We start from the raw sequence: 26,485 nt of genomic DNA, 5'->3' as shown, positions 1-26,485 counted from the left end.
CATGTAGGTCTAGCTTCTGCTGCGTTGATTGCCCTTCACCAAACTGAGGCAGCACGCATGTCATCTCGACCAACCTCTCGTTCGGCGCTCTTCTTCGCGTTTGCAATCGCGCTCGCCGCCCCCGGTGCTTTCGCCGGGAATGCGCTCAATGGCGACACAGTAGACGTAGACCCAGCAACGCCGCTACAGGACTGGTACGTCGCGTACGATTCCACTCTGAATGTACTTCCTGGCGCGCAAACGGGCGCGGTTCTAGTCGAAACAAACTCTGTCGCCAACTTCGACCACGCAAGTGTGAACGCAAGTCCTTCCGCAAATTTTTTACTCGGGGCCGTGGTGGTCAGGGGTTCTTCGGGACTTCGCTTGTTTTCGAGCAGCATTGTTCATGGCGGGTACAATGGCATTTTTGTTTCTCAGCGCAACGGCACTCTAGATCCTAGCTATGCAGAGCTCTTTGATAGCTCTGTGGTTGGGAGAAACTATGGCATCCTGGCGAATAGCGGCGCGCGTATTCTTCTGTCTAACTCAACGCTCAGCACTACTGGGCCCACCTATGCGTCAGCTGGGCTGCTTGCCAGCAACTCGGCTGGGATCATCGTTTCGAATGGTTCGGTTGTTGAAGGCGGTACAGGGATTTCATTGGGCCTCGGTGCCAACTCGGCGGGGTTGCGCGGTGATGAAGCGCTGATCATCAATGCGTCGAAAGTGGTTGGCACGGCGGACGCCGCAATATTTGCCTCGGGCAGCGGGGGAGGGGCGCCGGGTCAAGTAATGGCATTCAACATTTTTGTTGAGAACGGCTCGGAACTGGTTGCCGGGAACGGCGTTCTGCTGCAAGTAACGACCAGTATCGTAGACGGCGTTGCCAAATCTCCATTTACGACAAACTTCACCGTTACAAACAGTGCGCTTCAAGGCGATGTTCGGGCGTCTCGCGACGGGCTGAGCTTCGGCAATGTGACGCTTGGAGGCGGAGGGAGCATCACTGGCGCATTCGACAACGTGGCAAACGCAACTGTGATGGACGGAGGGCATTGGCAACTTACCGGAGCGAGCGATGTTGCCAATCTGAACCTTCAAGCGGGTGGCACCGTAACCATGGGTGACGGTTCGCAGTTCAATAGCCTTACTGCAGGCTCGTTCGTTGGCAGCGGTGGGACACTCGCGTTCAACACTGTGCTGGCCGGAGATGCATCGGCCACGGATCACCTGCATGTGCTGGGAGACTCCAGTGGCCAGGCGTACGTAAAGGTTGCGAATGTAGGGGGAGCAGGAGCCAAGACGACCAACGGAATTGAGCTGATTCAGGTTGGGGGGCAATCGGGAGCTGTATTTCAGCTGGCCGGGCGTGCGGTTGGTGGCCCGTACGATTATTTCCTCACTAAAAATGACTCCAACGGGAACTGGTATCTCCGATCACAGGTGCCGACTCCGCCAGACCCCTGCGTGGTAGATCCCAGCCTTCCGCAATGTAATCCCGACCCGAATCCGAATCCGAATCCGAATCCGAATCCCAACCCCAACCCGAATCCCAACCCGAATCCCAACCCGAATCCCAACCCGAATCCCAACCCGAATCCCAACCCGAATCCGAATCCAGAACTGGAGCCGGAGCCTGAGCTGGAGCCGCTGCTCCGTCCCGAACCGGGCGCGTACTTGGCCAACCTGCAGGCGGCGCAGACAATGTTCCGCCTGGGCTACCATGATCGCAATGCAGGCCAGAATGGTGGGCGGGCTTGGGCGCGTGTCGACGGCTCGCGCAACGGCTTCGACGCGATCAGCCGTCAGCTCGACATCCGTGGCAACAGCCAAAGCCTGAGTGTGGGTGCCGATGTGTGGCGTGATGATTCGGGTAGCAGCGTGGGTTTGATGCTGTCCAGCGGAAATGCGACCAGCACCTCTGTCAATGAACTGACTGGCTACTACGCCCGTGGCAAGGTGAAAGGTGAGGCGCTGGGTGTGTATGGCACGTGGCGTCGCGCAGGTATGAGTGATCCGTACGCGGGGTTCTACTTGGACGGTTCTGTGCAGCGTGCCCAGTTCCGCAATCGTGTGGACGGAGTCGGCTTGACTCAGGAGCGCTACGACAGTCGCGCCTGGCAAGGGGCCGTGGAGGCCGGCTATGCCTTCCGCGCCGGCGGTCCCAGCAATGGTGGGGTGTATCTGGAGCCGCAGCTGCAGATTGGCTACAACCGCTGGGACAGCGGCAGCCATACCGAAGCCAACGGTACAGTGGTGACTACCGAGGATGCTGACGGTCTCTTCGGTCGAGTCGGTGTGCGTCTATCCAGTGTGACGCGCTGGGGCAACGGCGCCGCCGAGGTGCAGCCGTACGTCACGGCCCACTGGCTGCACACCCGCGCCGAATCGCAAATCCGTATGGACGGTGAAGCCGTGGATGCGCGCATCCCACGTAGCCGTGGTGAGTTCGGCGCGGGTGCTTCGTTGAAATTCGCCAACGGACTGGGCGCGTGGGGCGGTCTATTGCTGCAGAAGGCAAGCGGATTCCATCAGACGAGCGCTCAGGTTGGTATTAGCTACAGTTGGTGACCTGCATCAAGCACTCCAGAGTGCTTTTGCGCGGGGATTCTTGATCTACTTCGTAGGTCGATAGGCAAGCACGGCTGCAACTATGCAGCCGTGCTTGGACAAGGAGATTTCATGGAATGGGCACCGGTTAGTTTTGGGTTGGAAGCCGCTCCCAATCTGTGTGCACAGCCCGCAAGCGTGGTCTGCACGGATGATTGGAAGTGGGTGATCCCTGTGTTGGCCTTGATCTTGGGCTTTGCGCTGAGATGGGTGCAGGAGAACCTCTCTGAAGGAAAGAGGCAGCAATCCCAGAGGCTCCTGCGGCAGGAATTGCGGCTAGATCACGCGAGGATGCAACGAAGTGATGCGGAAAGAGCCAATCTGCTTGCTCTGCAGCAAGCTGTAGCAAAGTACTATCTAAGCGCGTCCGAAGCGCATGGCGCAATGTTGGATGCCCTTGGTCTCAATGGAGTTTGGGCCCGCGTTCGTATGGATCACGCAGTGAATGGCGCCATTCAATCGAGCAAGGCTGAAATGACTGTGCTGCAGTATCGAATTCACGCAGCCAAGGTTTGCATCCGGCTAGACGATCTCATCGATGAGGTGACAGCGGCATTGAAGGCCGAATCTCTTGAAGTCGCTGAGGAGAATTGGAAGCGAGCCGACATCTCATTTGCCAATGCCCAGCGCCTCATCGGGGCCGAAATTCGGCGGCTTGAAGATGATGCTGGTCAGCAGGCTAAACTGGATAGTGAGCAGAAGTAGGTTGCTCGCATGCGAGGCTGGTCCCGCATCCGCGCAGTCTGGTCTGCAGAGAAAAGGCAGGTCAGCGCACCGGCGGTTGGCCCTCTAGCTCATGGCTCCCGCGATTGGCCCAGGCACCCCACGTTTCGACGGTGTATGGGTCAAATTCACCACTGCCTACGAACTGCATCAACAACGAAGGCGCCCTAGCGGCGCCTTCTTCGTTTCGTAGGGAGGTTCTTCGGAAGAATTAGGTGGTTCCGCGGTCAAGCGCGTTCCTCCTGCCGGGCGGTTGGACCACGGGCAGTTCATGGTCATATCGCTGCCGCATTTGTTCCGAAACGTGGCCGCCCGCAGCCTTGTTGTCACCATCTGTGATGCCCCGGTGTTTCAAGCCGTGCAGTGCGAAACGCTCGGCCTTGGAAATCACCCCTACGCGAACCGCCTCGGTGATGAAGCGCTGCCATGCACTGTCGAGCGCAGACTTGGTGATCGGCTCGCCGCTGCGCTCCACCAGCAAGAACCTGTCGTTGGCGCGCAGGGGAACTGGGCGCACTCGGCCCTTTCGGTTCCAGATGCGGTGGCGCCGCGCCAACAGCTGCTCCCATGCTTCGATCATCGCTGCGTCCCACTCCGTCACGTTGTCACGCGACCCTTTGCGGCGATTGCTATGCACCCCCTCGGCCTGGCGGTGCGCGTCGGTCAGCGTGCAGACCTCGATGCCGCGCAGGCGGACGCTGTAGGCCAGGATCATCACCGGGGCCAAGTAGTCGGGAAAGCTGCCCTTGGCGTTGGAAGGGAGCGCGCCGCGTTCCCGTGCGAAGGCCAGCACTGCGCGAAACGCTTCCTGCGACGGCATGCGCGCGTCGCCCCGTTCTTTCGCCTGGCGCACGCCTTTGGCCGGGTTGGTCTTGCAGTAGCCCATGCGTACACCCCACGACAAGGTCAGCCGCAGGAAGCGGTGCAGATGATTGGCCTTGCTGGGGTACGCAGGGAGGGCGGGCTGGGTGCGATTCGCCGGGCGGCCTACAGCAAAAGTCTCCACCAGCCGTTGTACAACGGGCGTTGTGATGCGGTCGACCTGGATAGATCCCAGCGACGTTCCATCCTTGCGGACGTAGGTGGCCAACACCTCCGCGTAGCCCTCGTAGTTCCTGCGGGTGCCGGCGGCGAGTCGTTTGAAATCGCTGGATTCGTGGTAGCGGTCGAAGAGAAAGCGTAGCGTGCCGCGCTCTGCACCCGTGCGCATCTCTTCCACGATGGCGTGCAGATCCGACAGGCGGGCGCTGGCGTGGGCGACCGTACGCTTTACGCGCCGGCCGCCCTCCGCGTGGTCTTCGTAGATGAACCAGCGGCCGTCGTGCCAGTAGATCCCTTTCGGCAATGCTCCCTGCTCGATGTGCCCAGGTATGGCTGGATTGAACTTCCTTTTTCTGCCGCGTGTCATCAGATGTTGTCCTCTTCCCGTACTTCGTGCTGGAGCGGTTCGACCAGCCCCAGCGCGGCGTTCAGCGCGTCGAGGGTGGTCCAGATCCCGCCGTGGCGGTCGTACTTGTACCGGATACCCTGCCGTTCTGCCCAGCGTCGCACGGTCGCCGCACGGGGTGGGGGGCCGTGCGGGGTGCACAGCTCCTGCAGGATGTTGAATTGCACAATGCGGCTGCTCAAAGCTCGGACGCCTCCATCCACTCGCGCCGACGTAGCCACTGCCGGCGCATTTCTTCCCGCAAGGCTTCGGCGGCAGCGGTGCCACGTTTACCCGCAATGCGGGCAATCAGTTCGTCCACCCATCTGCCGCTGTTGTAGCCCTGCCTGATCCAGTGGCGGGCCTCACAGGCCCGCCGATGCTGCTCTGTGGCGTCATCCATTACCCGGTGCTTCTATCACCCAGGCCCAGCCCCAGCTGGACCACGTTGTTGGCTGTGGGCGCTACCGGTGTTGCGCGCCCGTACAGGCGGGTCCACTCCTGCAACGCCAGGTGTGTGCTGGGGTGCTTGTGGGTGCGGCCGCATTGGCATTCGATGAAATGGCCGCCGCCGGCATCGGCCCTGCGCCGGTCTTCCATCAGTCGTGCCGTATGCCCAGCCCTGCAGCTGGGCATCGGCCATGGCGCCGCGATCTGCCGTTGGGTCGTGAGGTACTTCATACGGTGACCACCTCGCCGGCATCGAAGTCGTGGGCAGCCAGTGCCGCCAAAGCGGCGTCGACCTGTTGGCTCGCAGCGGCCAGTTCCGCTGCATAGACACTGTGAGGCGAGTGCACCAGGGAGCGATGACGCTTCACCGCAGCGATCACCGCAGCCGTCAGAACCTCCCGGCCAGAAAGCGGCTGGGGTGCAGGCGAGGTGCGCGCGGTCAGCACGGCCGCCAGTGCCTGCTGGGCTTGATGCAGGCCAACCACGCGCTCGTAGGGTGGTAGCTCCGCTGCATACTCAGCCTGATCGATCAGGTGCTTCACCCAGTGGCGGGCGTTGGCCGGTGTCGTCTCGCACCGTGCGCATCGGCATGGCTTGCTCTCAGACATTGGCCACCTCCAGCGCTGCTGCAGCGATAGCCGCGGATGCGGCGGTGCTGGCAGGCCGAGGCAGCATGTTGGCGATGGCAGGGGGCACGCCGGCACGGTCGAGGAAGTCGGCCAGGTCGTGACCGATGGCGTCCTTCTCCATCTCCCACAGTACTGGCCCTGCAGCCAGCAGAAAGCTGCTGCGGGTCCGGCGCGTCCAGCGCTGCTCGATGCAGCGCGTCGGCCCCATGGCGAGAATCGCGGTCACGACGATCTCATCGGGGCTGATGGTGAACTGCAGCACAGCCTTGTTGTCGGCTACCGGGGTGAATTCCGGCTGCGTGGTAGCCTGCGCGGCGGGTCCGGTGTCGGCCCCCTGCGAACATGCGGCGGCTGGGGGTGACTCAGTTTGCTGATACATGGCTCTTCTCCGAGCGTCGTGGTGGGAAGGCCCAGCGGTGGCGTTGGCGCGCCACCGGCCGGACCCGTTCTTACAGGGTGTCCGCCAGGTCTACGGCTGGCAGTTGGTCGGCCCGGTGGGCATTGCCCAACACGTGGCGCAGATCCTCCGCCACGTACGCCGCGACTGCGGCGATGTGGTCGAGAGTGATGGGGGAGGGCTGATCGGTATCGAGCAGCGCGAGCAGGTCAACGGCCTGCTGGGCCTGCCAGAGACGGTCGATGTCGTTCTCGTGCACCACGAAGTGGATGCTGTTGACCACATCCGCCGCTGTGCGGGTGCCGTTGCGGGTGTGCGCGCTCATGACAGCGCCCTCGGGCCGGTGCCCTGGCAATCTGACCACCGGGCCTTTACCTGATCGACGGCGTTCTGGATCTCGCCCAGCGTCAACTCTGCCGGCGTCTTCCCCGCGCCGAGGAGGCGCGCAAAGAGACCCTGCCAGCAGGCGTGGTTCCATTCGGTGGTGTCGGCGATCTGGCCGAAAAAGTGTGCGAGCTGGCGCGCAGCATGAGCAGGCGCAACTTGAGTGTCGTGCGACATCGGAGACGTCTCCTGTGATCGAGTTGGAACCTCGGGGAGACGTTTTGAGTCGTCGCTCCGAGGGTGTCGGGAGGCTCAAAACCGGATCACAGACCGGCGGGCAGATTTCCCCTTGCGGGTGTTGTATAGCTGCCGCCCTCCCGACGCAGAAGACGTCGGTGCGCTTGGATTTCAGGCGCAAAAAAACCGCAATGCTGACGGGCGCGGTTTCCGCTGTGATCTCGGAGTTTTGAGTCTCCTTGCAGCGGACTTTGCCCTCGTTTTTTGCAGGTGTCAAGCATCGGGTGAACGATTCAAGGCGCGCATTCGGCGCCCACGGGCCTGTAGCCCTAGGGCTACAAAGTTCTTGACCATGTGTAGCCGTTGGGCTACAGTCGTTCCCATGGAAATGAAGCGCACGCCACAGTTCACCGCATGGATCGACGGCCTGAAGGACTTTGCGGGGCGCGCTCGCATTCTGGCCCGAATCCGCCGCTTGGGCGATGGAAACCCCGGCGATCATCGGAACCTTACCGGTGGTATTTCGGAACTGCGCGTCGATGTAGGTCCGGGTTACCGGGTGTACTACACGCAGCGCGGAAATGAGCTGGTGATCTTGCTGGTAGGCGGCGATAAGGGCACGCAGCAGCGTGATATCGATAAAGCGAAGGAGCTGGCCCGTAACCTCTAGAAGGCGCATCGCAGACAACAGAGTCACCGATACACCCAGTTTAAGAAGTACTGCTACCACCCATTTAAGAGTCCCACACTCATGGCTAAGAAGAAGATTCAGCTGGAGACGTTTGACGTCGCCGAACACCTGCGTACCCCCAAGGAAATGGCCGCGTATCTGGATGCGTGCATTGCCGAAAGCGATGGCGACTCTGCTTTCATCGCCAAGGCGCTCGGCGATATTGCCCGCGCCCAGGGCATGAGCAAGGTTGCCCGCGACGCGGGTGTGTCGCGCGAAAGCCTGTACCGAGCCCTGTCCGGCGAGCGCAGCCCGGACTTCGCCACCATCCTCAAGGTGACGCGTGCCCTCGGCGTGCAGCTGCACGCGAGCGCTGCCTGACCGATGGGCCAGGCGGAACCGGGCAAGGTTGCCTTGCACGCGTGGGAGGCTACAGACCACCTGCGAACCGAGGACGACATTCGGTTGTTCTTGGAAGCCAGCGAAGAGCAAGCGGGGGACGACCCGCAGTTCATGGCGCTGGCACAGGCCACTGTTGACTTGGCGCGCACGCGTTGGGGATTGGCGAACGGTTAGGGTGTTCATGCCTTGAACACCCAGCATTTGACCGTGGCGGCGGCACCCATGGTGCCCTGACGGATAGCGCTGTTCACGGCGACGTTCGTGTCCAGGCACTTATGCCGGCGCGAGTCACGCAGCAGCGTACGCAGCACCTTGAGGTCTGCCAGCTGCTGCGAATGGTGCGCTGCCTTGGCGGCGAACTCGTTGAGGTTGATGGCGATCCGCGATGGATCGCGCGAGTGGTTCACCACCGGCATGCCGCCGTTGGTGGTTTCCAGATACTCGTAGACCTCCCAGAACTCGGTGACCAGGGCGTTATCGGCGCTGACCGCGCTCTGGCGCTCCAGTGCGGCCGCAACCAGCGCTTCGCGCGTGGCGACCACCATATCCTCGGGGATCTCCATGACCAGGCGCAGGGCGTCGAACAGCGCCAGCATCTGCGCATGGTTCTTGATGACGCGCTCCATGCGCAGCTCGCCGCGCTCGCGCAGCTTGCCCTCGTAGAAGCGCACGCGCTCGCCGAACTTCTCCATGACCTGGCTTTCGGCGCGGACGGCGCGGATCAGGAAATGGCTCAGTTCCTCCACCTGCAGGGCGTTGAGGTTGTCGGCCGCGATGCGGCTTTCAGTGGTGACCTGCGGCTTGCGGAAGTGCAGCTTGACGATACGCGTCAGGATGGCCTCGCTGGCGTCCACGGCGGCGTTCTGGCTGATGACGATGGTGCCCCGGAATGGTGGCTCGTACGTGTCGTTGCCGCCATTGCGCACGCCGCGCGTGGCGAGCGTGCCGCCGCCGTAGTAGTCCTTCAATTCATCCCATTCAAACGACTTGGCGTGCGAGCGATCGGCATCGCTGCGGTCGGCCTCCAGCAGCACCACAGGCATGCCGGAAATCTGGCCCATGGCGCGGGCGCGGCCGGCCTTGGATGACTTCGCCGGGTCAAAGCCTTCGTAGTCGCTGCGGCCGAGCAGCTTCCACAGGAAGGTCAGCAGCGTGGTCTTGCCGGCGCCGGCCTCGCCCGTCGCTTCCAAGAAGGGGAACGACTTGTGCGCGCTGCGGATCTGGTTGGCGTACAGCGAGCCGAACCAGAACGTGAGCGCGATCATGCCGTGGGTGCCGAAGCACATCCACAGCCACGCCAGCCAGTCGTTGCGCTGCTTTTCGGGGTCGCGCTGAATGTCCAGTCGGATCGACTTCTGCGTGGATTTCACACGCAGGTTCTTGAACTCGAAGTAGTCCTCGGCATTGGCGATGCTCAGTTCGCCGTCGCGCACCGCCACGTCGCCGAGGATGTAGGACTTGTGATCCTCGCTGTAGCCAACAAAGTCGATGGTCTGGACCTTGGTGATGTCATACAGCACGTCGCGGATGATGCAATCCAGCTGGTGGCCGGTGCCGGTGAACACCGCACCCTGCGCCATACTGATGAGGCGCTTCTTGAACTCGCTGGCGCTGGCGACCTGCGCACCGGTAAAGGTGCCCTTCACGGGCGGCGCATCGTGCGGGAAGCTGACGCGGAAGAAGTACCAGCTTTCGTCGGTCACCTCATGGCTCTGGAAGTAGAGCGCCTCGGGATAGCAGTTGGCGATTTCTTCCACGCTGCAGCAGGCGCGGCGGATCTTCTCGGCCTCGTCGGCGTCCAGTTCCTCGTCCGGGTCTTCCTTGCGTTTGGCGCGCTCTTGGCACAGCTTGTCGAACTTCACGCTATCGAAGCTGAACCAGAACAGGCGCGAGCGGTGTTCAAGGTGGAACTCGCGGCGCTGCGTGTGGGCATACATCAGCAGGCCCTTCTCGATGGCGGACTTCGCCAGCAGCACGTCGCCGTGATAGCGCGCCTCCGCGATGTCGGCATCCCACTGAGCCTGGCGTGCGTCGGCGTCGTTGATGGTCGACGCGCGCAGATGCAGGTCGTTCCAGTCGGTCTTTTTCCCCGGCTTCTGCGGGATCAGTGCTGCACGGCTCTTGAAGCCCAGCGACTCGGCCCGGCGGGCATGCTTGCGCACGTAGTCACGTGCGGTTGGCTCGTTGTCGTAGGCCCACACCAGCACCGGCAGCTTGCCGCCGCGCTGGTCGCGCAGGGCGCGCAGCGATTCTTCGGGGTAGCCGTTGCTGGACATACCGGATGCAGCCGCGATGCCATGCTGCAGGAGCGAGATAGCGTCGAAGATGCCCTCGGTGATCCAGACCTCACGCGCGGTCGGCAGCATGTCGGCCGCAGCGGGGGCGATCCACCAGGCGCCCGCATAGCTCTGGCCCGGCATGAAGCGCGCTTTCTGCTTGCCGAAGCGGTGAGCGCGGTCGATCAGGCGCTCCCAATAACCGCCCTTGGTCAGCGGGAACCGTACCGTCGCGGTGCCTTCCCTGGACTTGCGGTCGAAGTAGCTCTCCTGCGTGTAGAGGCCACGGAGCGCGGTCAGATCGAAGCCGCGCGAGTACCGCAGGTAGGCGTCCGCCGCAGCGTGCGGCGCCGTCTCCGTGCGTTCGTGGCGCTTTGACCAGTCATCGAACAGATCGTCGTAGACATCCTTGACGCTGACCTCATGCCCGCATTTGGCCTGGCGGCCACAGCGCAGCACCCACGGATTCTGGAAGCTGGTGTAAAGCTCCTTCTGACCACAGGCGGGGCACTTGCCGCCGCGCATGTATTCCGTGCTGGGACGGTGCTTGAGGCCGTAGTCCCGCTCGATGCGCTGCAGAACTTGCTGGCGGATGTCTTCTTGCATGATCGGTTCAGGCCTTCGCGCTGCGGCGCTTGCTGCTTTTCTGCGGGCGGTAGGTGGGTTCGGTGATGACTTCGACCTTGCCGCCTGCCTTGCGGAACGCGGCTACCCGCGCGGCCAACGTGGCGGCGTCTTCTGCCTTCTTGGCAGGATCGGTAGGCACGTACCCGGCAGGACCGGGGACGAGGAAGGGCACCTGTGCGGTCGACCATGCGTCGCGCTGGCTCATGGGGTGGCCTCGCCCTGGTCGGCCTCGGCGTCGGTCAGGCCCAGCCCCTCGGGCGGGTTCTTGATTTCGACCACGCCGCAGTCGTTCAACTCGATACCGCGATCAGTCGCTTCCAGCAGGCGGTCATTGCCGGGGGCGCAGCGCACAAGGCCCAAGGCCATCAACTGCCACACGGGCGCAGCGGTGAATGCTTCGCCGGCCTCGGCCTGACGGCCGGTGTAGCCGCGTGCGCCAACCACCAACCCGCCGTGACGGATGGTGGATTGCAGGCAAAGCTTCGCCATTGGCGAGAGCATCGCCAGTTCAAGAACAGCCATGGTTGATTACCTCAGTGGTCGGCGGGGAGCGGCAATGCGTCCAGCAGATCGGGTTGGTTGCCGCTGTGCTGCATGCGGTGAGCGCGCTGGGCGATCTCGCGGGCATATGCGGGGCTTGGGGGAAGATCAGTCGGCCGTGCATCAGGCAGGCCGCTGGGACTGGCAACGCCGGTCAGTTCGGTGTGCCCGGTGAAAGCGGCAGAACAGACCGGGTTGGTGCAGTTGAACGAGTCGTGCCGAAGGTGGTCATGGCTCAGGTGGCTGGTGCGCTTCACCAAAGGGGAATGGCAGAAGGGGCAGCGAAAGACCACCTTCCTGCGTGCGCTGTGCGAAGACATGACCGGCCCTCAGTTCGACGCGGGATCGACGGTGCCGGCCTTGATGCCCAGCACTACTGCGGCCTTGTGCGCTTCGCCACGGCGACCCTTGTTGCGACCGGACAGCACCAGCCACGTGGCGCGCTTGTCGAGATTGTGGGTGCGGGCGAACTCGGCGATGGAGATGCCCTGCCGGTCGAGTTCCTCTCGCACCTGGGGTGCGGTTTTTAGGACAGGTTTGGACATATCGGGCACCAAAGTGTGATTATTGTGTACTTGGGGCAACGATAGTGCGAAAAAGCGCACCAGTCAACATGGAGAGTTCGAAAAATGTCACTCACTGAAGATCCTAAGCTCGGCGTGGGCGCACGACTGCGTGCCGAACGTGAGCGCCTGGACCTGAGCCAAGAGGAAATGGGCTCGCGCGCCGGCAAGAACAAGAACACGCAGATGCGCTACGAGACGGGCGTCAACTCACCGACCGCCGCTTACCTGCATGAACTGGCCGCGCTGGGCGTTGATATCGGGTATGTGCTGACCGGATTCCCAACCGAACTGGACGACGAAGACGGCGAGATGCTTGCGCGCTTCCGGTCGGCATCGCCTGAAATGCGCTTTGCGGTGCGACTGATGCTGACGGCGCCGAAGGAGGCTGCTGCAAAGCACGCCGAAGCCGGTGCGGCGCCGATGGTGGGTGGTAATAATTCCGGCCAGGTCAATGCGGGCACGGTGACCCAGGGCGATGTCAGCTTCCAGATCGGTTCGCGCAACAAGGGCGGCCGGAAACGCTCGAGCTAAATATCGGGCAGCTGATACTGGCTGTTGGTCAAAATATCGACCGGGGCAAGGGCGCCTGTAGAGGCAAACGCGACAGGCGCCTACGCCGTTGCCCCGCGTTCAAGTTCAAGGGACGTCGTAAAGCCGGCGCCGCCATCAATGGTGTGCGTCGCCTTCACCACCAGCCAGTCCGTGCCGTCGATCTCGGGCTTGATGCCCGCGACATTCACCGTCTGACCGGGATAAAGATCGGCACGGCCTAGCGCCAACTTGAACGATAGTGTCGCTGTACCCCGTGCCAGCCGCTGCAACTCCGCCGTCGCATGTTGCCGCGCCTCGCTCTCGCTGGCGTAGGTAGCCTGCAGCTTCTTCTCGTTCTTGTCGGTGCCCACCAGCACGGCCTTGCGCCGCGCCGCGCCGCGATCACCCCAGTAGGCACGCACGCCGGTCACCGCATCGCGGTCGACCACGGCGTACCGGTGCGAATCCCCCGATGCGCGTGTCAGCTTCTGCACCGGCAGGCTGATGCCGTCACCGGTCGTAGTGCCATCGATGGGCTTGAAGATCAGAGTACCGGCCTTGATGGTCGCCACGGCATCGAATCGCTTGCCAAGCCGCGTGAGCAGGTTCACGTCGCTTTCGTTTGCCTGATCCAGATGCGGTAACGCCACGCTATCGAGCGCAGGCGCTATGGCTGCTTTCAGCGAGTGTTCCCCGGCCAAGGCGCGCAGCACTGCCCCGAGCGTGGTGTCATGCCAGCTGCGCTCGCGGCGCGTGCGGATCGAGTGCGTCAGATCCGCGCTGCGGGCGCGAATGGTGATGATGTCGGGCGGGCCGCTGTGTTCAGCCTCATCGACCACGAACGTGCCCTTGTTGACCATGCCGCTGTCAGCCCAGCCGAATGCCAGCGCCAATGTCACACCGCGACGCGGCAGCGCCAGGCGTCCGTCATGGTCATGCAGGCGCAGGTCAACCTGGTCGGCCTCATCGCCCCGGCTTTCGGTCAGGCTCAGATCCAGCAGGCGCGGCGCGAGCCGGTCGGTAATGTCTACACCGTCCAGTGTCGCGCGCCACTGCGGAATCGGGTAGAAGGCGCTCATGCTGCCGCTTCCTCCGTGTCATCGTCGGTACGCGCCAGCTGCAGCTGGAAATCAATGCGGCGCGGCGTGCCATCGGAAAAGAACTCCGTCCGACCTTCGTTGATCGAGAGGATAACGTAGGCGCCATAGACCGTGCCGTTGCCCTCCACCAGCGCCAGCGGGCGGCCCTCGGCGGCCAGCTCCCGCAGCACATCCAGCGTGAGCAGATCGTCGGCCAGCTCGGCGTGGATCACACCGGACAGGTCGATGGTCTCTTCGCCGGGGCCAACGTACTGCCGGGCCGCACGCGCGCCCACGCGCTCGCTGGTTGGGTGGCGCCATGACATCTGGCGTTGCAGCTGCTGGTAGGCGGCGGTGGAGAGCGAGAAAACGAACGTGCCCAGGGACATCATCATGGTGGCAGTGCTCAGTCAGTAAGGCGGGCGTTGCGCCGTGAACCCGCTTCGCGGTCGCGGCGATCCAGTTCGGCGCGGACGGCCTGCGCAATGGCCTGCGCATCGGCGCCGGCACCGGCTTGGATGGTGATGTGATAGGTGTTGCCACCGGCCTGCGTCATGCCCGCGCCGCCGGCAGACGGCGCCATGACCGGCGCGCTGCTGACAGGCACCACGGGCGTCACAGCGGCCGCCATCGCCATCCCAGCGCCGGCGCGCTTCATACGGTCGCCGAGCCCCACCACGGACTGCACAGCGCGATCTTGGCCGCCGTCGAGACCGCCGGCCAAGCCCTGCATGGTGTAGTCGCCCAGCTGTTTGAACACGCGCGAGGGGCTGTGGATGCCCAGCACGCTCTTGAACGCGGAGACGGCGCCGCTGCCGATGTTGCTGACGATATCGCCCACGGAACCGGCCATCGAGCGGATGCCGTCGATCAGGCCAGAGATCATGTCCTTGCCGGACTGCAGCATCTTGGCGGGCCAGCCCACCAGGATCTGATTGATGCCGTCCCACATGGACGACAAGCCGTTGCGGATCAGATCGCCGTCAAGGGTGAACAGGCCCACGATCAGATCCCATGCGCCCTGCAGATACTTCCACGCGCCCCCGATGGCGTTCTTGATGATGGGCAGGATGGTGGTGAACGCGTCGACCAGCCAGCCGATGGCCTTCACAGCCAGCCGCAGGTTCACAGTCAGCACGTTGCCCAGGATCTGGCCGAACCCTCGGCCGGCGTCAGTGGCGCCCTGCAGCTGCTCGCTGGTGGCCTCAAAGGGTTCGAACAGCTTCTTGACCCAATCCCAAGCCTGGCTCATGGCATTGGAGATCATGTCCCACACCGGGCCCAGTGGCTCCAGCGCGGTCATCAGTTCGTCCATGATCGGATTGACCACGTCGAGGATGCCTTCCCATACGCCGATCATGAACGCCTTGATCGGTTCCCAATACTTCCACACCAGGGCAGCGACCACGGCCACGGCGGCGCCGATGGCCAGCACCGGCAGGCTGATGCCGCCGAGCAGCGGCAGCAGCATGCGTCCCACGTTGAGTAGCAACGGGAACGCGCGGCCGGCCAGCGACGTTACGCGCGTAACCAAGCCGCCCATGCCGCCGCCAGAGGACAGCAGCGCCATGGCAGCACTGATCTGTGAGAACGACATCGCCACCACGCCAGCGGTAACCATCAACGCACCGAAGACGGTGACCAGGGCGGCGCCGACGATGGCCGCCTTGGCGAGCATCTTCACCAGCTCGGGGTTCTCCCGAATCCAGTCGATCACGGTCTTCACCACTTCGGCGGTTTGTTCGGCCAGCGCCTTGAAGTCGCTCAGCAGCGTCTCGCCGATGGCCTGGCCGGTTACGTTCACGGTGTTTTTCAGCAGCTGCAGCGCATTCTCAGACGTCGCCACGCGTGACGCGTATTCGGCCGACATCGAGCCACTGTATTGGGTGGCATCGGTGACCTTGTCAAAGTTGGTCTTCAGCAGGTCGAGGTTCGTCAGCAGCGGAGCGATCGCGCCGATGGATTCGCGCCCGAACAGCGTCGTCATCGTCGCCGCCTGCTCATGCTTGGGCAGCAGTTTCAGCTTGTCGAGCACGCTCAGGATGGCGCCGCCGGCATCCTTCTGCATGGCCTGCGCCATATCGGTGGCTTTGATGCCCAACTTGCTGAACGCAGCGACCTGCCGCGAGGTGGCGGCCTCGCCCGACGACAGCGTGAGCAGCATGTTCTTGATGCCGGTGGCCGACACCTCGGACTCGATGCCCATACCGGCAACCGTCGCGCCCAGCGCGGCCAGCGGCCCGCTGCCGAGGCCGGCGACCTCGCCGAGCGCGCCGATTCGGTTCACCACTTCGCTGATCTTCTGGACGCTGGCGGGGCCGGTGTTGCCCAGGTAGTTGATCTTGTCGGCCAGCACGACGACATCGTCCTGCCCCATGCGGAACGCAGTGCGCCAGGTCGCCATGGTTTGGCCGGCGTCCTCGGCGGTGGTGTCGAAGGCAACGCCCATCTTGGCCGCGTCCTCGGCGAACCTGACCAGCTCGGCCTTGGCGATGCCGGCCTGACCGGCAGCGGCAACGATCTTGGCAATGTCGGTCGACACCATCGGCAGCTTGGTCGAGAGGTTCTGCACCTCCCGACCCATTTCCTTGAACTGCTCGGGCGTGTCGAAGTCCACCACCTTGCGGACATCGGCCATGGCCGATTCAAAGCCCATGGCCTCAGACAGCGGCAGCGCCCCGGCCATCAGGGCACGTTGGCCGCCGAATGCCAATCCGGCACCGGTGCCGACCATGCCGATGCCGGCGCTCTGCAGCTGGGCTGCGCGCTCCTTCAGCCGATTGGCGGCGGCGAGGCGTGTCTCCTGCCGCTTGATGCTCTCGTTGGTACGGGCAATGTCCGCACGCAGGCGACGCTCATCGTTGCCAAGGTTGCGCGTGCTGATACCGGCGCGGTCCAGACCGCTGCGCAGGCGCTGCAACTCTGCCGCCTGCTGTTGCTGCTTGTCCTTCATCAGTCCGGCGACGCGGGTGGCGTCCTTGAACTGCTTGGTCAGTGCGCGGGAGGGCTGCGTGGCAGCGGCGACGGCGGCAGCCAGTCCGCGCACCTTGGCCTGCTGTGCGGCGTAGGCAGTAGCCGATTCACGCGATGCAGCTACCTGCTGGCGGAAGGCGCCCAGATCGCGTTGGGTTGCATTGAGTTTGCGCAGCGCATCGCGTGACTGCAGCAGCTGGTCGGCAAGCCCCTTGCCGCCGCGCTGGATCTTGCGGAACGGCGCGGTCGCCTTATCCATTGCGGACAGGATGACCTGCATGCGCAGGTTGTCAGCGGCCATCAGCGCAGCCCCTCGGTGCGGGCCGCCGAACAATCACGGCGGGTGGACGGGGAGAGGGCTGCGCTGGTGGGGATCATGTGTTGTTTCCACTACGTTCGACGGCTCGCTCCCGCCATTCCATCAACTCGGTCACGGTCCAGCGGTCCATCTCGCTGGGCTGGAAGTGGAAGATGACAGCCACATCGGCCATCGCATCCTCTACGCGTTCAGGGATTCCCGGTCCGCCTTCTTCATGAAAAAACCGGCGATCTCGGTGCCCAGCGTCACCAGGTCGGCCGGGTCCAGCTTGTCGATGTCTGCGGTGGTCAGGGTCGGAGTGGTGATGCGCGGCGCCAGCATGCGGATGGCAGTGGTATCCAGCTGCAACAGGTCGACCAGCTTCACGCCACGCAGGGTGCCGGCGTCGGGCTTGCGCAGCTGCAGCGTCTCGATGATCTGGTCGCCGCGCTGGATGGGCGCATCCAGTTCGAGCGTGACGTAGTCGGGGGCGCTGACCTTGCCGGTGGTGGTGTCCAGCAGGGCGTTGTCGTGGGTCTTGCGGCTCATAGTCTCTCCAGTGGGAAGCATGGCCCGGCAGTGCCGGGCCGTGGTGGGCGGATCAGATGCCGATGGCGCGGCGCTGTTCCTGCAGCAGATCGTTGCCGTCCACGATGAAAATCATCGCGACCATGTCGATCTCGATTTCAGTGCGGCCGTTGATCGACAGCTTGTAGTAGCTGGCCGAGGTTTTCACGCTGAACTCTGTGTCGTCGCCTGCCTTACCGGTGCCGGCGTCGATCTCGCTGTGGCGACCGCGCAGCACGATCTCCACCGCATCCACCTCGCCGGTGTCGTCGCGCTGGTAGGCGCCGGCAAAGCGAAGCTGCACGCCGTTGTGCGTGGTCTTGCCGTACTGGCGCAACACCTCGCGGGACAGGCCACCGCACTTCCATTCGGCCTCGATCTTCTCCTGGCCCATGTCGATATCGATGGGGCCAGCCATGCCACCGGCACGGTATTCCTCCATCTTGCGGGTCAGCGTGGGCAGCTTGAACTCGGTCACCAGCCCCCGGTAGCTCTCGCCATCGTTGAACAGGTTGAGGTTTTTCAGCTTGCTGGGCATTGCCATGTTCGTGGATTCCTATGTCGTGCCGATCAGCCGTTGATGCGGCTCGGGAAGTCGGCGAAGTAGCGGTCGGTGATGCGCTGATTCAGCTGCAGGTTCTCCAGCGGGGGCACCGGTGTGAAGTCGTAGTCGATGACCAGCTTTCCGCCCGACAGGGACGTGGGCAGGTTGGCGGCTTCGTCGTACCAGGCGTTGGCGTCGATGATGTAGCCGCCGTTCTTCAGTTCGCGGAACTTGGCATTGATGCTCTCCAAGATGTCCTTGACCTGGCTGGGGTGCAGCGGCTTGTCCATGTAGACCAGCATCGCCTCTGCGATGGTGTCGGCCAGGATGTGCGCGGTGCGCGTGGCCGTTTCGAAGGCGAACAGCGGATCGCTGCTCAGGGTGCGGTTGCCCCAGAAGCGGTAGCCGTTGACGTTGACCAGGGTGGTCACGTCCTTGGAGTTGAGCAGGCCGGCATCGGTGTTCGGGTCCTGCAGATCCCAATGCACGTCCCGGCTGATGCCGGTGACGCCGGAAACGGGCACGTTGGAGATCGACTTGTGCCAGCCCTGCTCCTGATCGATGCGTGCGCGCAGCCCAGCGGCGCGGGCGGTCGCGTAGGCCATCGCCGGGGTGCTGGTGGCGGTGTCCCAGGCGAGGAAGTCGGGCCAGATCATCATCAGCTCGCGCTCGCTGAACTGATCGCGGTAGACGATGACATCGGACACCTTGCCGGCGGCCGACGCGCTCACGTAAGCCATGGCGCGCAGCGTCTTGGCGATGGGGGCCAGCGCAGCGACTACTTCCTGCGTATCCAGTCCCGGCACGGCCAGGATGCGCGGTTTGACGCCAAGCTGCGCCTCGGCCACCAGCAGCGCCTGCAGGCCGGTGTAGGTGCCGGTGTCCTTGCTGCCGATGACGTTGGTGGTGGTCTCCGGATCTGCCGCGCCCTGAGCGACACGCACGACCACGGCGACGGGATTGGATTGGTCAGCGATGCCGCGCAGGCTGGCGGCGAGCGTGCCCTTGGTGCCGGCCTTGGCGACGGCGCCGCGCACGTCGGTCAGCAGCACGGCCTTGTTGAACGGGAATACGGATGCGTCGGCGTCCTCGGCCGTGCAGACGATGCCCAGGATGGCGGTGGCCACCGTGCGGATCGGGCGGGTGCCGCCGTTTACTTCGACGACGCGTACGCCGTGGTGGTACTGGTCCATTGCTGGCTCCTTGGGTCAGGTTTCGCGGTAGCGGAGGGGGACAGTCAGCCGGGTGAACTCGTTGGACTGCTGGCTGCGCACGCGACGGCAGGTGACATCGAGCACGAACGCGCCCGGCCGTTCGCCGCGTGACAGCGACAGCTGCTTGATCTGCAGGCGAGGTTCCCAGCGCATGAGCGCCGTGGCAGCGGCGCCGTACAGGCGCAGCTGTGTGGTGCTGTTGAATGGCTGGTCGACCAGCTCGGGCAGGAGCGATCCGAAGTCGCGGCGCTGCACCCGTGTGCCAATGGGCGTGGTCAGGATGCGAGCGATGGACTGCACCAGGTGCGCGTCATCGTCCAGCCAGCGGCCAGTGGATGCATCCATGCCCCTCATTGCACCGCGCTCCACAAGGGAGCGCGACGGCGCAGGTGGGGCAGATGGGGCGAGGTCGAAGCCATGACCTCATTCTGTGGACGGCCTTCGCCGAAGGCGCTCCCGTTGGCGTGTATCAGCTACGCAAACACCTGCGGGCTACGAGCCGGACAGATTCGGCGGTTCTACAGACGGCAGCTCAGGGACCTCTGGCAGTTTGGGCAGCTCGGGGACGGTGACGGACGGCATCTCGATGCTGCAGGAGCCGATGCGCGAAGCGGCCGAATCAATCGCAGCCTGCAGTTTGGCGATAGCCGCGGTTATCTGGGCGATCTGCAGCGGAAGCACCAGCATAGGCTTCACGTAGGGCTGAATGACAGCGCTAATCAAGCCGTTGATCCACGTCACGATCTCAGCGGGATTGATGCCCGGCGGGCTGAGCAGCGCCATCATCGGCTGTAACGCCGCCATCTGCGCGCCGATGCCGGCGAGCAGCGCGTTGGCCGACTGCATGGCTTCGTCAGTGAGCGCCTGCAGTTCGGCGCAGGACTGCACCGCGTTGATCTGGTCCGCCAGGCGCTCGAATGTCTCGGCGTTGAAGGGGAGGGAGCCTTGTGGGTTCATGGGTGCCTCAGTAGATGTTGGTGACGCTGCCGCGTTCCACGCTCACGACCTGGCCCGTGCCGGTAGTGAAGGTGCCCGTAGCGCCGGTGCCGGCGGACACGTTGCCATCCGCCATGACGCTGCCGGTGGCGTGCACTGTGGGCGAATCCAGCACCACCGCCGCGCTCGCATGCACCTCGGCCTGCTGGCAGTTCACGATGACCTGGCCCTTGCCGGCATGGACCGACAGGGTCGAGGTTGCGTGGTTGAACTCGACAACGCTCCCGTCGGGATAGGTTGTGCGGTCGACATCCTCGCTGCTAGCCGGCTGCGGGTACGCGTCCTGTGACGTGCTGCCGATGATGACTGCCTGTGAGATGTCCCCATCGGGGCAAGCCAGCAGCACCTGCTCGCCTTTGCCTGGCGCGTGCCAGGTGCGGCCGTTCGGCCCGGCCCTGCGTTCCAGCCAGGCGATCCAGTCGGTTTGGATCTCGCCCGTCTGGACGCGGACGCGTGCTGGCGCTGCGGTGCGCACGGCAATCACCGTGCCCCAGCGGAGCATGTTGCTGACCTCGGCTGGAATGTCGCCGCGCGCCATGGCGGTCAGCCCGCCGCAGGATCGGTGGCGGACTCCGGCGGTACCGGGTCGGATTCAGTCGGCTCTGGCGCCGGCACGCTCTCCCAACCGCCCTGAGTCTCGCTGTAGCGCCATGGCCCGGTGTTGTCGCGCGGTGGTGCCAGCGCCGTTGCGGTGGCCGGCAGCGGCTCGCCCACGGCCAACGGCGGCAGAAAGAAGCCAGTAGCCTTCTCCCAGATGGCGGTTTGGCTGTAGTCGGGAACCAGCTCCCACGCATTGCGCGATTCGTTCCACCGGTTCGTGGCCGGTTCACCAGGGGCGACGGCGAGCGGCGGCTTCACTGTGACACTTGGCGGCGGCACATCACCCAATGCGAGCTGGTTGTGGACCGCAACGCCCGTGGCCTTGTCCCATAGCGCGACGCCACGATACTCCGGCACGATCTCCCAAGCGGTGCGCTCTGCGTTGATCCGCCATGCCTCGTAGTATCCGCAATGTTGTCGCGGGGCAAAGTCGACGGTGTTGATCGGCATCGGGCAGCTGCCATCGGCCTCCGGGTAGATCCGCACTGGGAGCAGATACAGACCGGTCTGCTCATCGAAAGAATGGCCGTAGATTTCGTGGTCGGTTTTCAGTTGCATGGTTGTCTCTCAGAAGGCGATGCAAAAGAGCATCCGTATGCCGGCGGGCAGGTTGCGGGTCGAGCCGGTGCTACCCACGGTGATGCCGTGCGAGTGGTCGCCAACGCCCGCAACGTTAATGGTGTGGCTGTGGCTGCCGGCGCCATTCATGCCGATGTTGTGGGCGTGCGTGCCGTTGCCATCGGTTGTATAGGCATGGGAGTGGCCGCCGGCAGGGCTGGTGTTCGGCCAAGGGTTGTCGTAGTCGACATTGCCGCGTGAACCAGCATGGTTGTTGTAGTCGCCGCCCCACGGATAGGCGATGCCGGCGTCTGCGAACGGCACCAGATGCTGATGGTCACCGACCCAGTTGGTCCCGCCCGTATGGCCGTGGTGGCCCTGACCATCCGTCCAGGCGCCGTGAGCGTGATCGCCCACCGCATCGGCACCGGCAGAGTGAGCATGAGCGCCGGCTGCGCTCACGCTCGCGCTGTGTGTGTGCGCAACCACTGAGCCGGCGCTGCTCTGGCCGACCTTGGCAGGATCGCCGGTATGGATGACGCCGCTGTCCTCATCGACCTTGGGCAGCTTGAACGTGGTTCCCTCGGCATTGCCGCCGTAGGTGGTGCCGATGGCCGCGAACAGGCGTGGGTAGTCCGTGCGTAGCAGTTCACGACCGTCACACACCAGCGTGCCCGAGGGTGCGGTCTTGCCGGCGAAGGTAATCACCTGGCCGGGCATGTAGGCGCTGGCAGGTACGCCGGTGAGGTTCTCCCAAGCGAGGTAGTGTGCACCGTGCTTGCCGTCCAGCAGGTCAGCATCCAAGCCGTTGCCCTCGCCATCGTCTTTGAGCGACGCTCCTTTCAGGCCCAACAGCTGGCGTACAGCGCTCTCCGTTGCGGCAGCGATCAGCTTCTTGGCAAGCGCGGTGGGCGCGCCCGGACCGAACCGCGCGTCGAGCAGTTCGCGCAGCCCTTTCGAATGGACGGCGCGCGTCGCGTCGGTGCCGGTAGCTGTTTCAGTCGGGGTGGCCAATTCCAGCACACCGGCCTTTTCCTCGGTGCCCACGTTGAGGTCGAAGTTGGTGTCGCCGAAGGTGATGTCGGTCGCCGCGATGTCGGCGAACTGGACATCGGCGGCGAGCAGTAGCACAGCCTGCGTTGACTTCTCCGCCAATACGGCCGGCTGGCCGTAGACCGCCAGCAGCGTCCCATCGGCCAGGTACAGGCCGATGCCGCGTACCGAGTACGTGGCGTCGGTGGCGTCGCGGGCCGTGACGTGGATCGTGTCCCGCGCTGTGGCCCCTCCGCTGATCGACTGCAGGCGCGTGTGTTCGCCGGGCAGCGACTGCATTTCGCGGTGGGGCTCGATGACCTCGGCGGTGAGGCCCAGGGCGTGGGCCAGCACCGGGGCGGTGCCGCTCTGCTGAGCGTTGACGATGGCCTCGCGGCCACGGCGGGTAACGATGAATCTGAGGCCGGTCATGGAGTGGTAGCTTCCGTAGCTTGAAGGCGGACAAACACAGCGGCTCGGGTGGCCGCGATGACGCCCACGCGACCGGCCAGGTTGATGCCTTGGGTGAAGGTGAAGTGGCTGCGTACCGGCTTGGTGAAGTTCACCTCGGCAATGACGTCATCGACGTACTGCGCGGTGGTGGTTTCGCCGTCCTGGCCGCCAAGGGTCAGCGTCAGCGCAAATGTGTGTGGGGTGCCGCGAGGCGTCGTCTGCCACCACTCGGTGATGTCGACCACGCCACCGAAGCTGTCCACCACGTCCGCGATGCTGCGCGCAGTGCCCTTACGGCGCTGCACGATCAGCGAGTTGGCGACCCGGGCGCGCTTCACCGCCAGCGGCCAGCTGTTGCGCCATGTGTCCACGGACATCGTCCACGCCAACCATGGCAGCAGGTTCTCGGGGCAGGTGGCGGGGTTCCAGAGCAGCCCGACGACTGTGCCGATGTCGAAGCTGCGCGCGGTGACCGCCTCGGCGGTTCGTTCCAACGCGGTGGCGTTTGGCGGCAGCAGGCTGGTGCCCATGTCAACACCGACGCTGCCGTCCCACGCCAGTGTCGCCCCAATTGGCGGCGCCTCGCCCAGGTGGATCTGCTTGCGCTCGTCCAGCACATAGTCGGTGACGGTACGCGCGCCGCCGCGCGTGGGAATGTACGGCGTTGGGCCGCTGGTGGGTTCCAGTTGCGGCTGGGATATGCGCAACGTCACGTCAACGCTGCTATCCGGGTCGACTGCCATTCCGATGTAGCACTTGATGCCGGCCACGTCCTCGTGGGTCAGCTTTCGGGTGACGGAAAGGCGCTGCAGCGTGGCCGGATTGGGCTTGGTGCTGGTGCTGCTGACCAGGTACTGACCGTTCCGATCGCACTCAGCCAATACCAGTTGGCGCAGCGGCTCACGGAAGCCTGCCTCCGGGTCACCGGCGACGATCTGCAGACCAACGCTTACCGTCCAGATGCTGCCCCGTGCAGCCGGAATTGGTGTGGTCTGGAAGATCACATCAAAGAATCGAACGTAGGATGCGACGCTCTTGCCTGCCAGGCGCAGATCGAAGTAGGGGGTGCCGTCCTCCAGCGTTCCGACAGCAACAATTTCGCGCGTCCATCCGCCGAACGGGCCGGGTGGGAAGGACCAGCCAGGTGGGAAGGCGCCGGTGGTGCCAATTCTGCCGACCTTGGCCGCCAGAACGTCGGAGTCGGCCAGCAGGTTGTGGCGGGGCTCGCGCGACAGCCGCTGCCGGCCACGCCAGTCGCGGCGATAGATCGACGTTACCTCTGTGGCAAGGCGTGTGGGTTTGCCCAGGAACGTCGGTGCGAACACAGTGCGCGCGCCATCGCCGATCCCGACTGGCTCATCGGTCAGCCGCTTGGTGATGCGCTTACTCATGGTTGCCCACGTGCACGATGTCGAAGGCGGTGCAGTGCGCGGCCTGATGATTTGCGATGAACAGGTCATCCACCGGTTCGATCAGGTTCACCCGCTGGACGCCCTCAACATGCAGCGAGGCATAGAGGCCCGAGCGCGGTACATCACGGCCCAGCCGGTGCGACTCATCCACGTAGGCGCGCAGGCGGCGGTTCGCTTCTTCCAGCACCACAGCGGCATCCGGGCCGGCGTAGGTAACGATCTCCGCCTTCACGGTGTAGCGCATGATCTCGGCGGCCCGGACAGTGACCAGGTCCGTCAGCGGGCGCACGTTGCCATCCATCAAAGCAGCGGCTACGCGCTCGACCAGGCCGGGCGAGGGAATGCCATCGCCACTGCGCGAGAGCAGCGTCACCAGCACCTCGCCGGGGGTGGGACTCATTGCGCTGACATCAAGCACGTCGGGATCTGCCGACAACGCATGGAAGAGGTAGGCGCCCTCCGGGCCAGCGACGCTGTAGCCCTCCGGGGCCAGCTGGATGCGGCGCCGCAGTTCGACGTCGCTCTCCATCACAGCCGGGGTGTTGGTCTTGGGATCGGCAGGCGTGATCTGTTGGCGCACTACGCCGAAGAAGGCGCCGAGGTTGTCCAGATCACCGCCGCCGGCATAGGCCAACATGTTGCCTTTGCCGCGCACGTTGAACGATTCACGCAGGTGGACTTCGCGGTACGCGCAGACCTGCAGCAGCACGCTCATCGGGTCCGATTCCAGCAGCGTGGCGTACTCAGGCGCCAGCAGGTACAGGGTGGCTTTCAGATCGGCGTAGGACTGCTCAAAGCTGACCTGTTCGGTCAGGTCCGGGACGGGCAGCTTGGACAGTTCGACGGCGGTAAAGGTGGACATGGCGACACCAGGCGCAGGGGCGTATCAAGGGTGTCATCGCCCCATGCCCGTAGCCATTCCCGGTGTGTGTAACCGCTACGCCTACGGCATTCCGGCGGTGAGGTGGTCCATGATCGCGTCCCGTACCAGGGCGAGGCTGCTGTCGGAGAAGCCCAGCAGGCGGCGCTGCTCGTAGCGCACGCGCGGACCGCCGCGGATGACGCTATCGGTTCGGCCTTCTTGGTGAACGGTTGCGATGCGGGAGACGCGGCCGACGAAGCCTACCGAAACCTGCTGCGCATCAGCGCGCACGCGCAGATGCTTGGCCTGGCGCAGCTTGGCGAACATGGCGGCGCGTTTGATTCGGCCCGCCTTCTGCCGGGCCGGTGAGGGCTTGCGACGGGGTGCGTAGGCGCTGCCGTCAGGATTGCGCTGTGCAGCGATACGGCGCTGCTCGGCGCGTCGCAGCTGCGTACCTACGCGGCGGGCAAGGCGGACGCGGTCAGCGGGCTGCAGGCGCGCCAGCAGCGGTTCTACCCACTGCTCCAAGGCGCGCAGATCCTCAGACAAGAGGAATGCCAGGCAGGGAGGCGATCAGCGCGCCCTCAGCGTCGACCACCTGGCCGCCGGCCAGCGACGCGGCGTGATAGTCCTCGGTGGCAGGCTCGCCCACGTGGGTGAGCAGGAACGAGCCGTCGGGCTGCGTCGTTACCACAACGCGCTCGGTCAGCGGCAGCTTGAGCGCGACGTCGACCAGGTTGTCGGCGAGCACGTCGACATCGAAGCCGATATCGTCGCGCCGGGCCGGATTGGCGAGCAGCTCCGGCTGGTGCCGGGTTAGCCACTGCAGCACCGGCAGCATCAACGAATCGGGGCTCCCGGCATAGTCGGTGAGGATCAGGGCCAGCGTGTATTGGTACTGAAACGACAGGCCGGGCTGGTAGCTGCTTTGCAGCTTTCCATCCTCCACGAACACCAGCAGACGCTCGGCGCTCTCCCGCAGGCCGGGGACGGCTGCCATCAGGTGCGTGCGCAGGGAATCGGGCTTAATCACGGCCGGACGCCTGCCGCTGGCGCACCGCGTCCTGCAGGCCGATCAATTGCTCGCGGATGGCGTGGCAGGTGGTGTAGTTGTCGGTGACGGTGCTGGCGACGGTAGAGAGCGCAACACCGGCGGCGGGCGCATCAGGATCTCCGGCAGGTCCGGCCAGGGGGCGGTTTTCGGCGGCTGCGTCGTGCACGCGGACAAAGCCAGCAGGCACAAGGCAAGCGCGATCAGCTTCGGGCGTGACATAGACGGGTACCTCTTTGACGATGGTGGCGCCGGCTTCGCGCACGTACTGCACGCGGTCGACGTAGCGCGTGACGACTTTGGCGTCGCCGCTGAGCGCATCGCGCTCCTGTTTGGCCGCATCACGCTCGGCCTCGGCGTTGTCGCGCTGACGGCCAATGCCATCAATGCGTCGCTGCTGCACCAGCGCGACCGCAACGCCCAGCAGCAGCACGATCACCAGCAACGCGGCCAGGATCG

Annotated in this window: 35 protein-coding genes; 5 read left to right on the top strand and 30 right to left on the bottom strand. The window is 64.4% G+C overall.

Features of this window, described 5'->3' with window-relative positions; genetic code table 11:
* Positions 1-57 precede the first annotated feature (57 nt).
* Both BW38_RS21705 and BW38_RS16835 read left to right on the top strand, forming a co-directional pair.
* Entirely contained in the window at positions 58-2,550 is a 2,493-nt protein-coding gene (locus BW38_RS21705; protein WP_152543275.1) for an autotransporter outer membrane beta-barrel domain-containing protein, read from the top strand.
* 111 nt (positions 2,551-2,661) lie between these two features.
* Complete coding sequence (locus BW38_RS16835; RefSeq protein WP_032975129.1) at positions 2,662-3,294, top strand: hypothetical protein; 633 nt, start codon at positions 2,662-2,664, stop codon at positions 3,292-3,294.
* Between the two features lie 229 nt (positions 3,295-3,523).
* On the opposite strand, the gene BW38_RS16840 is transcribed toward BW38_RS16835, so the two are convergent.
* From BW38_RS16840 to BW38_RS16875, 8 genes are all read right to left on the bottom strand, one after another.
* A complete protein-coding gene (locus tag BW38_RS16840) occupies positions 3,524-4,720 on the bottom strand; it encodes an integrase (protein ID WP_032975128.1) in 1,197 nt (398 codons plus the stop codon).
* Positions 4,720-4,941, bottom strand: coding sequence for a hypothetical protein (locus BW38_RS16845; protein ID WP_032975126.1), 222 nt, complete (start codon positions 4,939-4,941; stop codon positions 4,720-4,722). The genes BW38_RS16840 and BW38_RS16845 overlap by 1 nt, the downstream gene beginning before the upstream one ends.
* Complete coding sequence (locus BW38_RS16850) at positions 4,938-5,141, bottom strand: hypothetical protein (protein ID WP_032975125.1); 204 nt, start codon at positions 5,139-5,141, stop codon at positions 4,938-4,940. The genes BW38_RS16845 and BW38_RS16850 overlap by 4 nt, the downstream gene beginning before the upstream one ends.
* A complete protein-coding gene (locus BW38_RS16855; RefSeq protein WP_032975124.1) occupies positions 5,141-5,419 on the bottom strand; it encodes a hypothetical protein in 279 nt (92 codons plus the stop codon). Before BW38_RS16855 ends, BW38_RS16850 begins: the two co-directional genes overlap by 1 nt.
* Positions 5,416-5,730 carry a hypothetical protein gene (locus BW38_RS16860; protein ID WP_032975123.1) on the bottom strand — a complete coding sequence of 105 codons (315 nt, stop codon included), beginning with the start codon at positions 5,728-5,730 and terminating at the stop codon, positions 5,416-5,418. The genes BW38_RS16855 and BW38_RS16860 overlap by 4 nt, the downstream gene beginning before the upstream one ends.
* A gap of 58 nt (positions 5,731-5,788) precedes the next feature.
* Entirely contained in the window at positions 5,789-6,196 is a 408-nt protein-coding gene (locus BW38_RS16865) for a hypothetical protein (protein ID WP_032975122.1), read from the bottom strand.
* A 70-nt stretch (positions 6,197-6,266) separates the two neighbouring features.
* Positions 6,267-6,539 carry a hypothetical protein gene (locus BW38_RS16870; RefSeq protein WP_032975121.1) on the bottom strand — a complete coding sequence of 91 codons (273 nt, stop codon included), beginning with the start codon at positions 6,537-6,539 and terminating at the stop codon, positions 6,267-6,269.
* The gene (locus tag BW38_RS16875; RefSeq protein WP_032975119.1) at positions 6,536-6,775 is read right to left on the bottom strand and encodes a hypothetical protein; all 240 of its coding nucleotides are present in this window, start codon (positions 6,773-6,775) and stop codon (positions 6,536-6,538) included. Before BW38_RS16875 ends, BW38_RS16870 begins: the two co-directional genes overlap by 4 nt.
* A gap of 382 nt (positions 6,776-7,157) precedes the next feature.
* On the opposite strand from BW38_RS16875, the gene BW38_RS16880 reads away from it, so the two are divergent.
* Both BW38_RS16880 and BW38_RS16885 read left to right on the top strand, forming a co-directional pair.
* Positions 7,158-7,445 (top strand): type II toxin-antitoxin system RelE/ParE family toxin, encoded by a 288-nt coding sequence (locus BW38_RS16880; protein ID WP_032975118.1) that lies wholly within the window; start codon positions 7,158-7,160, stop codon positions 7,443-7,445.
* A gap of 81 nt (positions 7,446-7,526) precedes the next feature.
* Positions 7,527-7,826, top strand: coding sequence for an addiction module antidote protein (locus tag BW38_RS16885; protein WP_032975117.1), 300 nt, complete (start codon positions 7,527-7,529; stop codon positions 7,824-7,826).
* Positions 7,827-8,026: 200 nt separating this feature from the next.
* On the opposite strand, the gene BW38_RS16895 is transcribed toward BW38_RS16885, so the two are convergent.
* Genes BW38_RS16895 through BW38_RS16915 form a run of 5 tightly spaced genes read right to left on the bottom strand, consistent with a single transcriptional unit; the run spans position 8,027 to position 11,835 of the window.
* Entirely contained in the window at positions 8,027-10,729 is a 2,703-nt protein-coding gene (locus tag BW38_RS16895) for a toprim domain-containing protein (protein WP_032975116.1), read from the bottom strand.
* Positions 10,730-10,736: 7 nt separating this feature from the next.
* Entirely contained in the window at positions 10,737-10,955 is a 219-nt protein-coding gene (locus BW38_RS16900) for a hypothetical protein (protein WP_032975115.1), read from the bottom strand.
* Positions 10,952-11,272 (bottom strand): hypothetical protein, encoded by a 321-nt coding sequence (locus tag BW38_RS16905; RefSeq protein ID WP_152543274.1) that lies wholly within the window; start codon positions 11,270-11,272, stop codon positions 10,952-10,954. The genes BW38_RS16900 and BW38_RS16905 overlap by 4 nt, the downstream gene beginning before the upstream one ends.
* An 11-nt stretch (positions 11,273-11,283) precedes the next feature.
* Positions 11,284-11,610, bottom strand: a complete 327-nt coding sequence (locus BW38_RS16910) for an ogr/Delta-like zinc finger family protein (RefSeq protein ID WP_032975113.1) — start codon at positions 11,608-11,610, stop codon at positions 11,284-11,286.
* Positions 11,611-11,619: 9 nt separating this feature from the next.
* Positions 11,620-11,835, bottom strand: a complete 216-nt coding sequence (locus BW38_RS16915; protein WP_032975112.1) for a DNA-binding protein — start codon at positions 11,833-11,835, stop codon at positions 11,620-11,622.
* Between the two features lie 84 nt (positions 11,836-11,919).
* Here BW38_RS16915 and BW38_RS21165 point away from each other — a divergent pair, with 84 nt between their 5' ends.
* Complete coding sequence (locus BW38_RS21165; RefSeq protein WP_081794531.1) at positions 11,920-12,387, top strand: helix-turn-helix domain-containing protein; 468 nt, start codon at positions 11,920-11,922, stop codon at positions 12,385-12,387.
* A gap of 80 nt (positions 12,388-12,467) precedes the next feature.
* Here the strand turns inward: BW38_RS21165 and BW38_RS16920 are convergent, their stop codons facing one another.
* The 17 genes from BW38_RS16920 to BW38_RS16975 all read right to left on the bottom strand — a co-directional run bounded on the left by BW38_RS16920 (position 12,468) and on the right by BW38_RS16975 (position 26,483).
* Positions 12,468-13,466: a phage late control D family protein gene (locus tag BW38_RS16920; RefSeq protein ID WP_032975111.1), complete on the bottom strand. Its 999-nt coding sequence runs from the start codon at positions 13,464-13,466 to the stop codon at positions 12,468-12,470.
* Positions 13,463-13,861, bottom strand: coding sequence for a phage tail protein (locus BW38_RS16925; protein WP_032975110.1), 399 nt, complete (start codon positions 13,859-13,861; stop codon positions 13,463-13,465). The genes BW38_RS16920 and BW38_RS16925 overlap by 4 nt, the downstream gene beginning before the upstream one ends.
* A gap of 11 nt (positions 13,862-13,872) precedes the next feature.
* The gene (locus BW38_RS16930; protein WP_032975213.1) at positions 13,873-16,743 is read right to left on the bottom strand and encodes a phage tail tape measure protein; all 2,871 of its coding nucleotides are present in this window, start codon (positions 16,741-16,743) and stop codon (positions 13,873-13,875) included.
* Between the two features lie 70 nt (positions 16,744-16,813).
* The gene (locus tag BW38_RS21365; RefSeq protein ID WP_081794530.1) at positions 16,814-16,930 is read right to left on the bottom strand and encodes a GpE family phage tail protein; all 117 of its coding nucleotides are present in this window, start codon (positions 16,928-16,930) and stop codon (positions 16,814-16,816) included.
* 8 nt (positions 16,931-16,938) lie between these two features.
* Complete coding sequence (locus BW38_RS0120470; RefSeq protein ID WP_051584888.1) at positions 16,939-17,286, bottom strand: phage tail assembly protein; 348 nt, start codon at positions 17,284-17,286, stop codon at positions 16,939-16,941.
* Between the two features lie 52 nt (positions 17,287-17,338).
* Positions 17,339-17,848 carry a phage major tail tube protein gene (locus tag BW38_RS16935; protein WP_032975109.1) on the bottom strand — a complete coding sequence of 170 codons (510 nt, stop codon included), beginning with the start codon at positions 17,846-17,848 and terminating at the stop codon, positions 17,339-17,341.
* A 26-nt stretch (positions 17,849-17,874) separates the two neighbouring features.
* Positions 17,875-19,041 carry a phage tail sheath protein gene (locus tag BW38_RS16940; RefSeq protein ID WP_032975108.1) on the bottom strand — a complete coding sequence of 389 codons (1,167 nt, stop codon included), beginning with the start codon at positions 19,039-19,041 and terminating at the stop codon, positions 17,875-17,877.
* Between the two features lie 15 nt (positions 19,042-19,056).
* On the bottom strand, positions 19,057-19,416 hold the full coding sequence (locus BW38_RS16945) for a GPW/gp25 family protein (RefSeq protein ID WP_032975107.1): 360 nt from the start codon (positions 19,414-19,416) through the stop codon (positions 19,057-19,059).
* 138 nt (positions 19,417-19,554) lie between these two features.
* The gene (locus tag BW38_RS16950) at positions 19,555-20,019 is read right to left on the bottom strand and encodes a hypothetical protein (protein WP_032975106.1); all 465 of its coding nucleotides are present in this window, start codon (positions 20,017-20,019) and stop codon (positions 19,555-19,557) included.
* 7 nt (positions 20,020-20,026) lie between these two features.
* Entirely contained in the window at positions 20,027-20,596 is a 570-nt protein-coding gene (locus tag BW38_RS0120465) for a phage baseplate assembly protein V (protein WP_051584887.1), read from the bottom strand.
* Positions 20,597-20,601: 5 nt separating this feature from the next.
* Positions 20,602-21,216 carry a hypothetical protein gene (locus BW38_RS0120460; RefSeq protein WP_051584884.1) on the bottom strand — a complete coding sequence of 205 codons (615 nt, stop codon included), beginning with the start codon at positions 21,214-21,216 and terminating at the stop codon, positions 20,602-20,604.
* 9 nt (positions 21,217-21,225) lie between these two features.
* The gene (locus BW38_RS16955; RefSeq protein ID WP_032975104.1) at positions 21,226-22,680 is read right to left on the bottom strand and encodes a phage tail protein; all 1,455 of its coding nucleotides are present in this window, start codon (positions 22,678-22,680) and stop codon (positions 21,226-21,228) included.
* The gene (locus BW38_RS0120455) at positions 22,677-23,231 is read right to left on the bottom strand and encodes a phage tail protein I (protein WP_032975207.1); all 555 of its coding nucleotides are present in this window, start codon (positions 23,229-23,231) and stop codon (positions 22,677-22,679) included. The genes BW38_RS16955 and BW38_RS0120455 overlap by 4 nt, the downstream gene beginning before the upstream one ends.
* Before the next feature lie 853 nt (positions 23,232-24,084).
* A complete protein-coding gene (locus tag BW38_RS16960) occupies positions 24,085-24,975 on the bottom strand; it encodes a baseplate J/gp47 family protein (protein ID WP_032975103.1) in 891 nt (296 codons plus the stop codon).
* A gap of 81 nt (positions 24,976-25,056) precedes the next feature.
* On the bottom strand, positions 25,057-25,524 hold the full coding sequence (locus BW38_RS16965) for a phage virion morphogenesis protein (RefSeq protein WP_032975102.1): 468 nt from the start codon (positions 25,522-25,524) through the stop codon (positions 25,057-25,059).
* Positions 25,517-26,008, bottom strand: a complete 492-nt coding sequence (locus BW38_RS16970) for a phage tail protein (RefSeq protein ID WP_032975101.1) — start codon at positions 26,006-26,008, stop codon at positions 25,517-25,519. Before BW38_RS16970 ends, BW38_RS16965 begins: the two co-directional genes overlap by 8 nt.
* Positions 26,001-26,483, bottom strand: coding sequence for a hypothetical protein (locus BW38_RS16975; protein ID WP_032975206.1), 483 nt, complete (start codon positions 26,481-26,483; stop codon positions 26,001-26,003). The genes BW38_RS16970 and BW38_RS16975 overlap by 8 nt, the downstream gene beginning before the upstream one ends.
* Between the last annotated feature and the right edge of the window lie 2 nt (positions 26,484-26,485).

The sequence above is a fragment of the Stenotrophomonas sp. RIT309 genome (genome assembly GCF_000632045.1).
GTDB classification, from domain to species: Bacteria; Pseudomonadota; Gammaproteobacteria; order Xanthomonadales; family Xanthomonadaceae; genus Stenotrophomonas; species Stenotrophomonas indicatrix.
The sequence above is the reverse complement of the archived record's forward strand: the minus strand, read 5'-3'. Positions and strand labels throughout refer to the sequence as shown.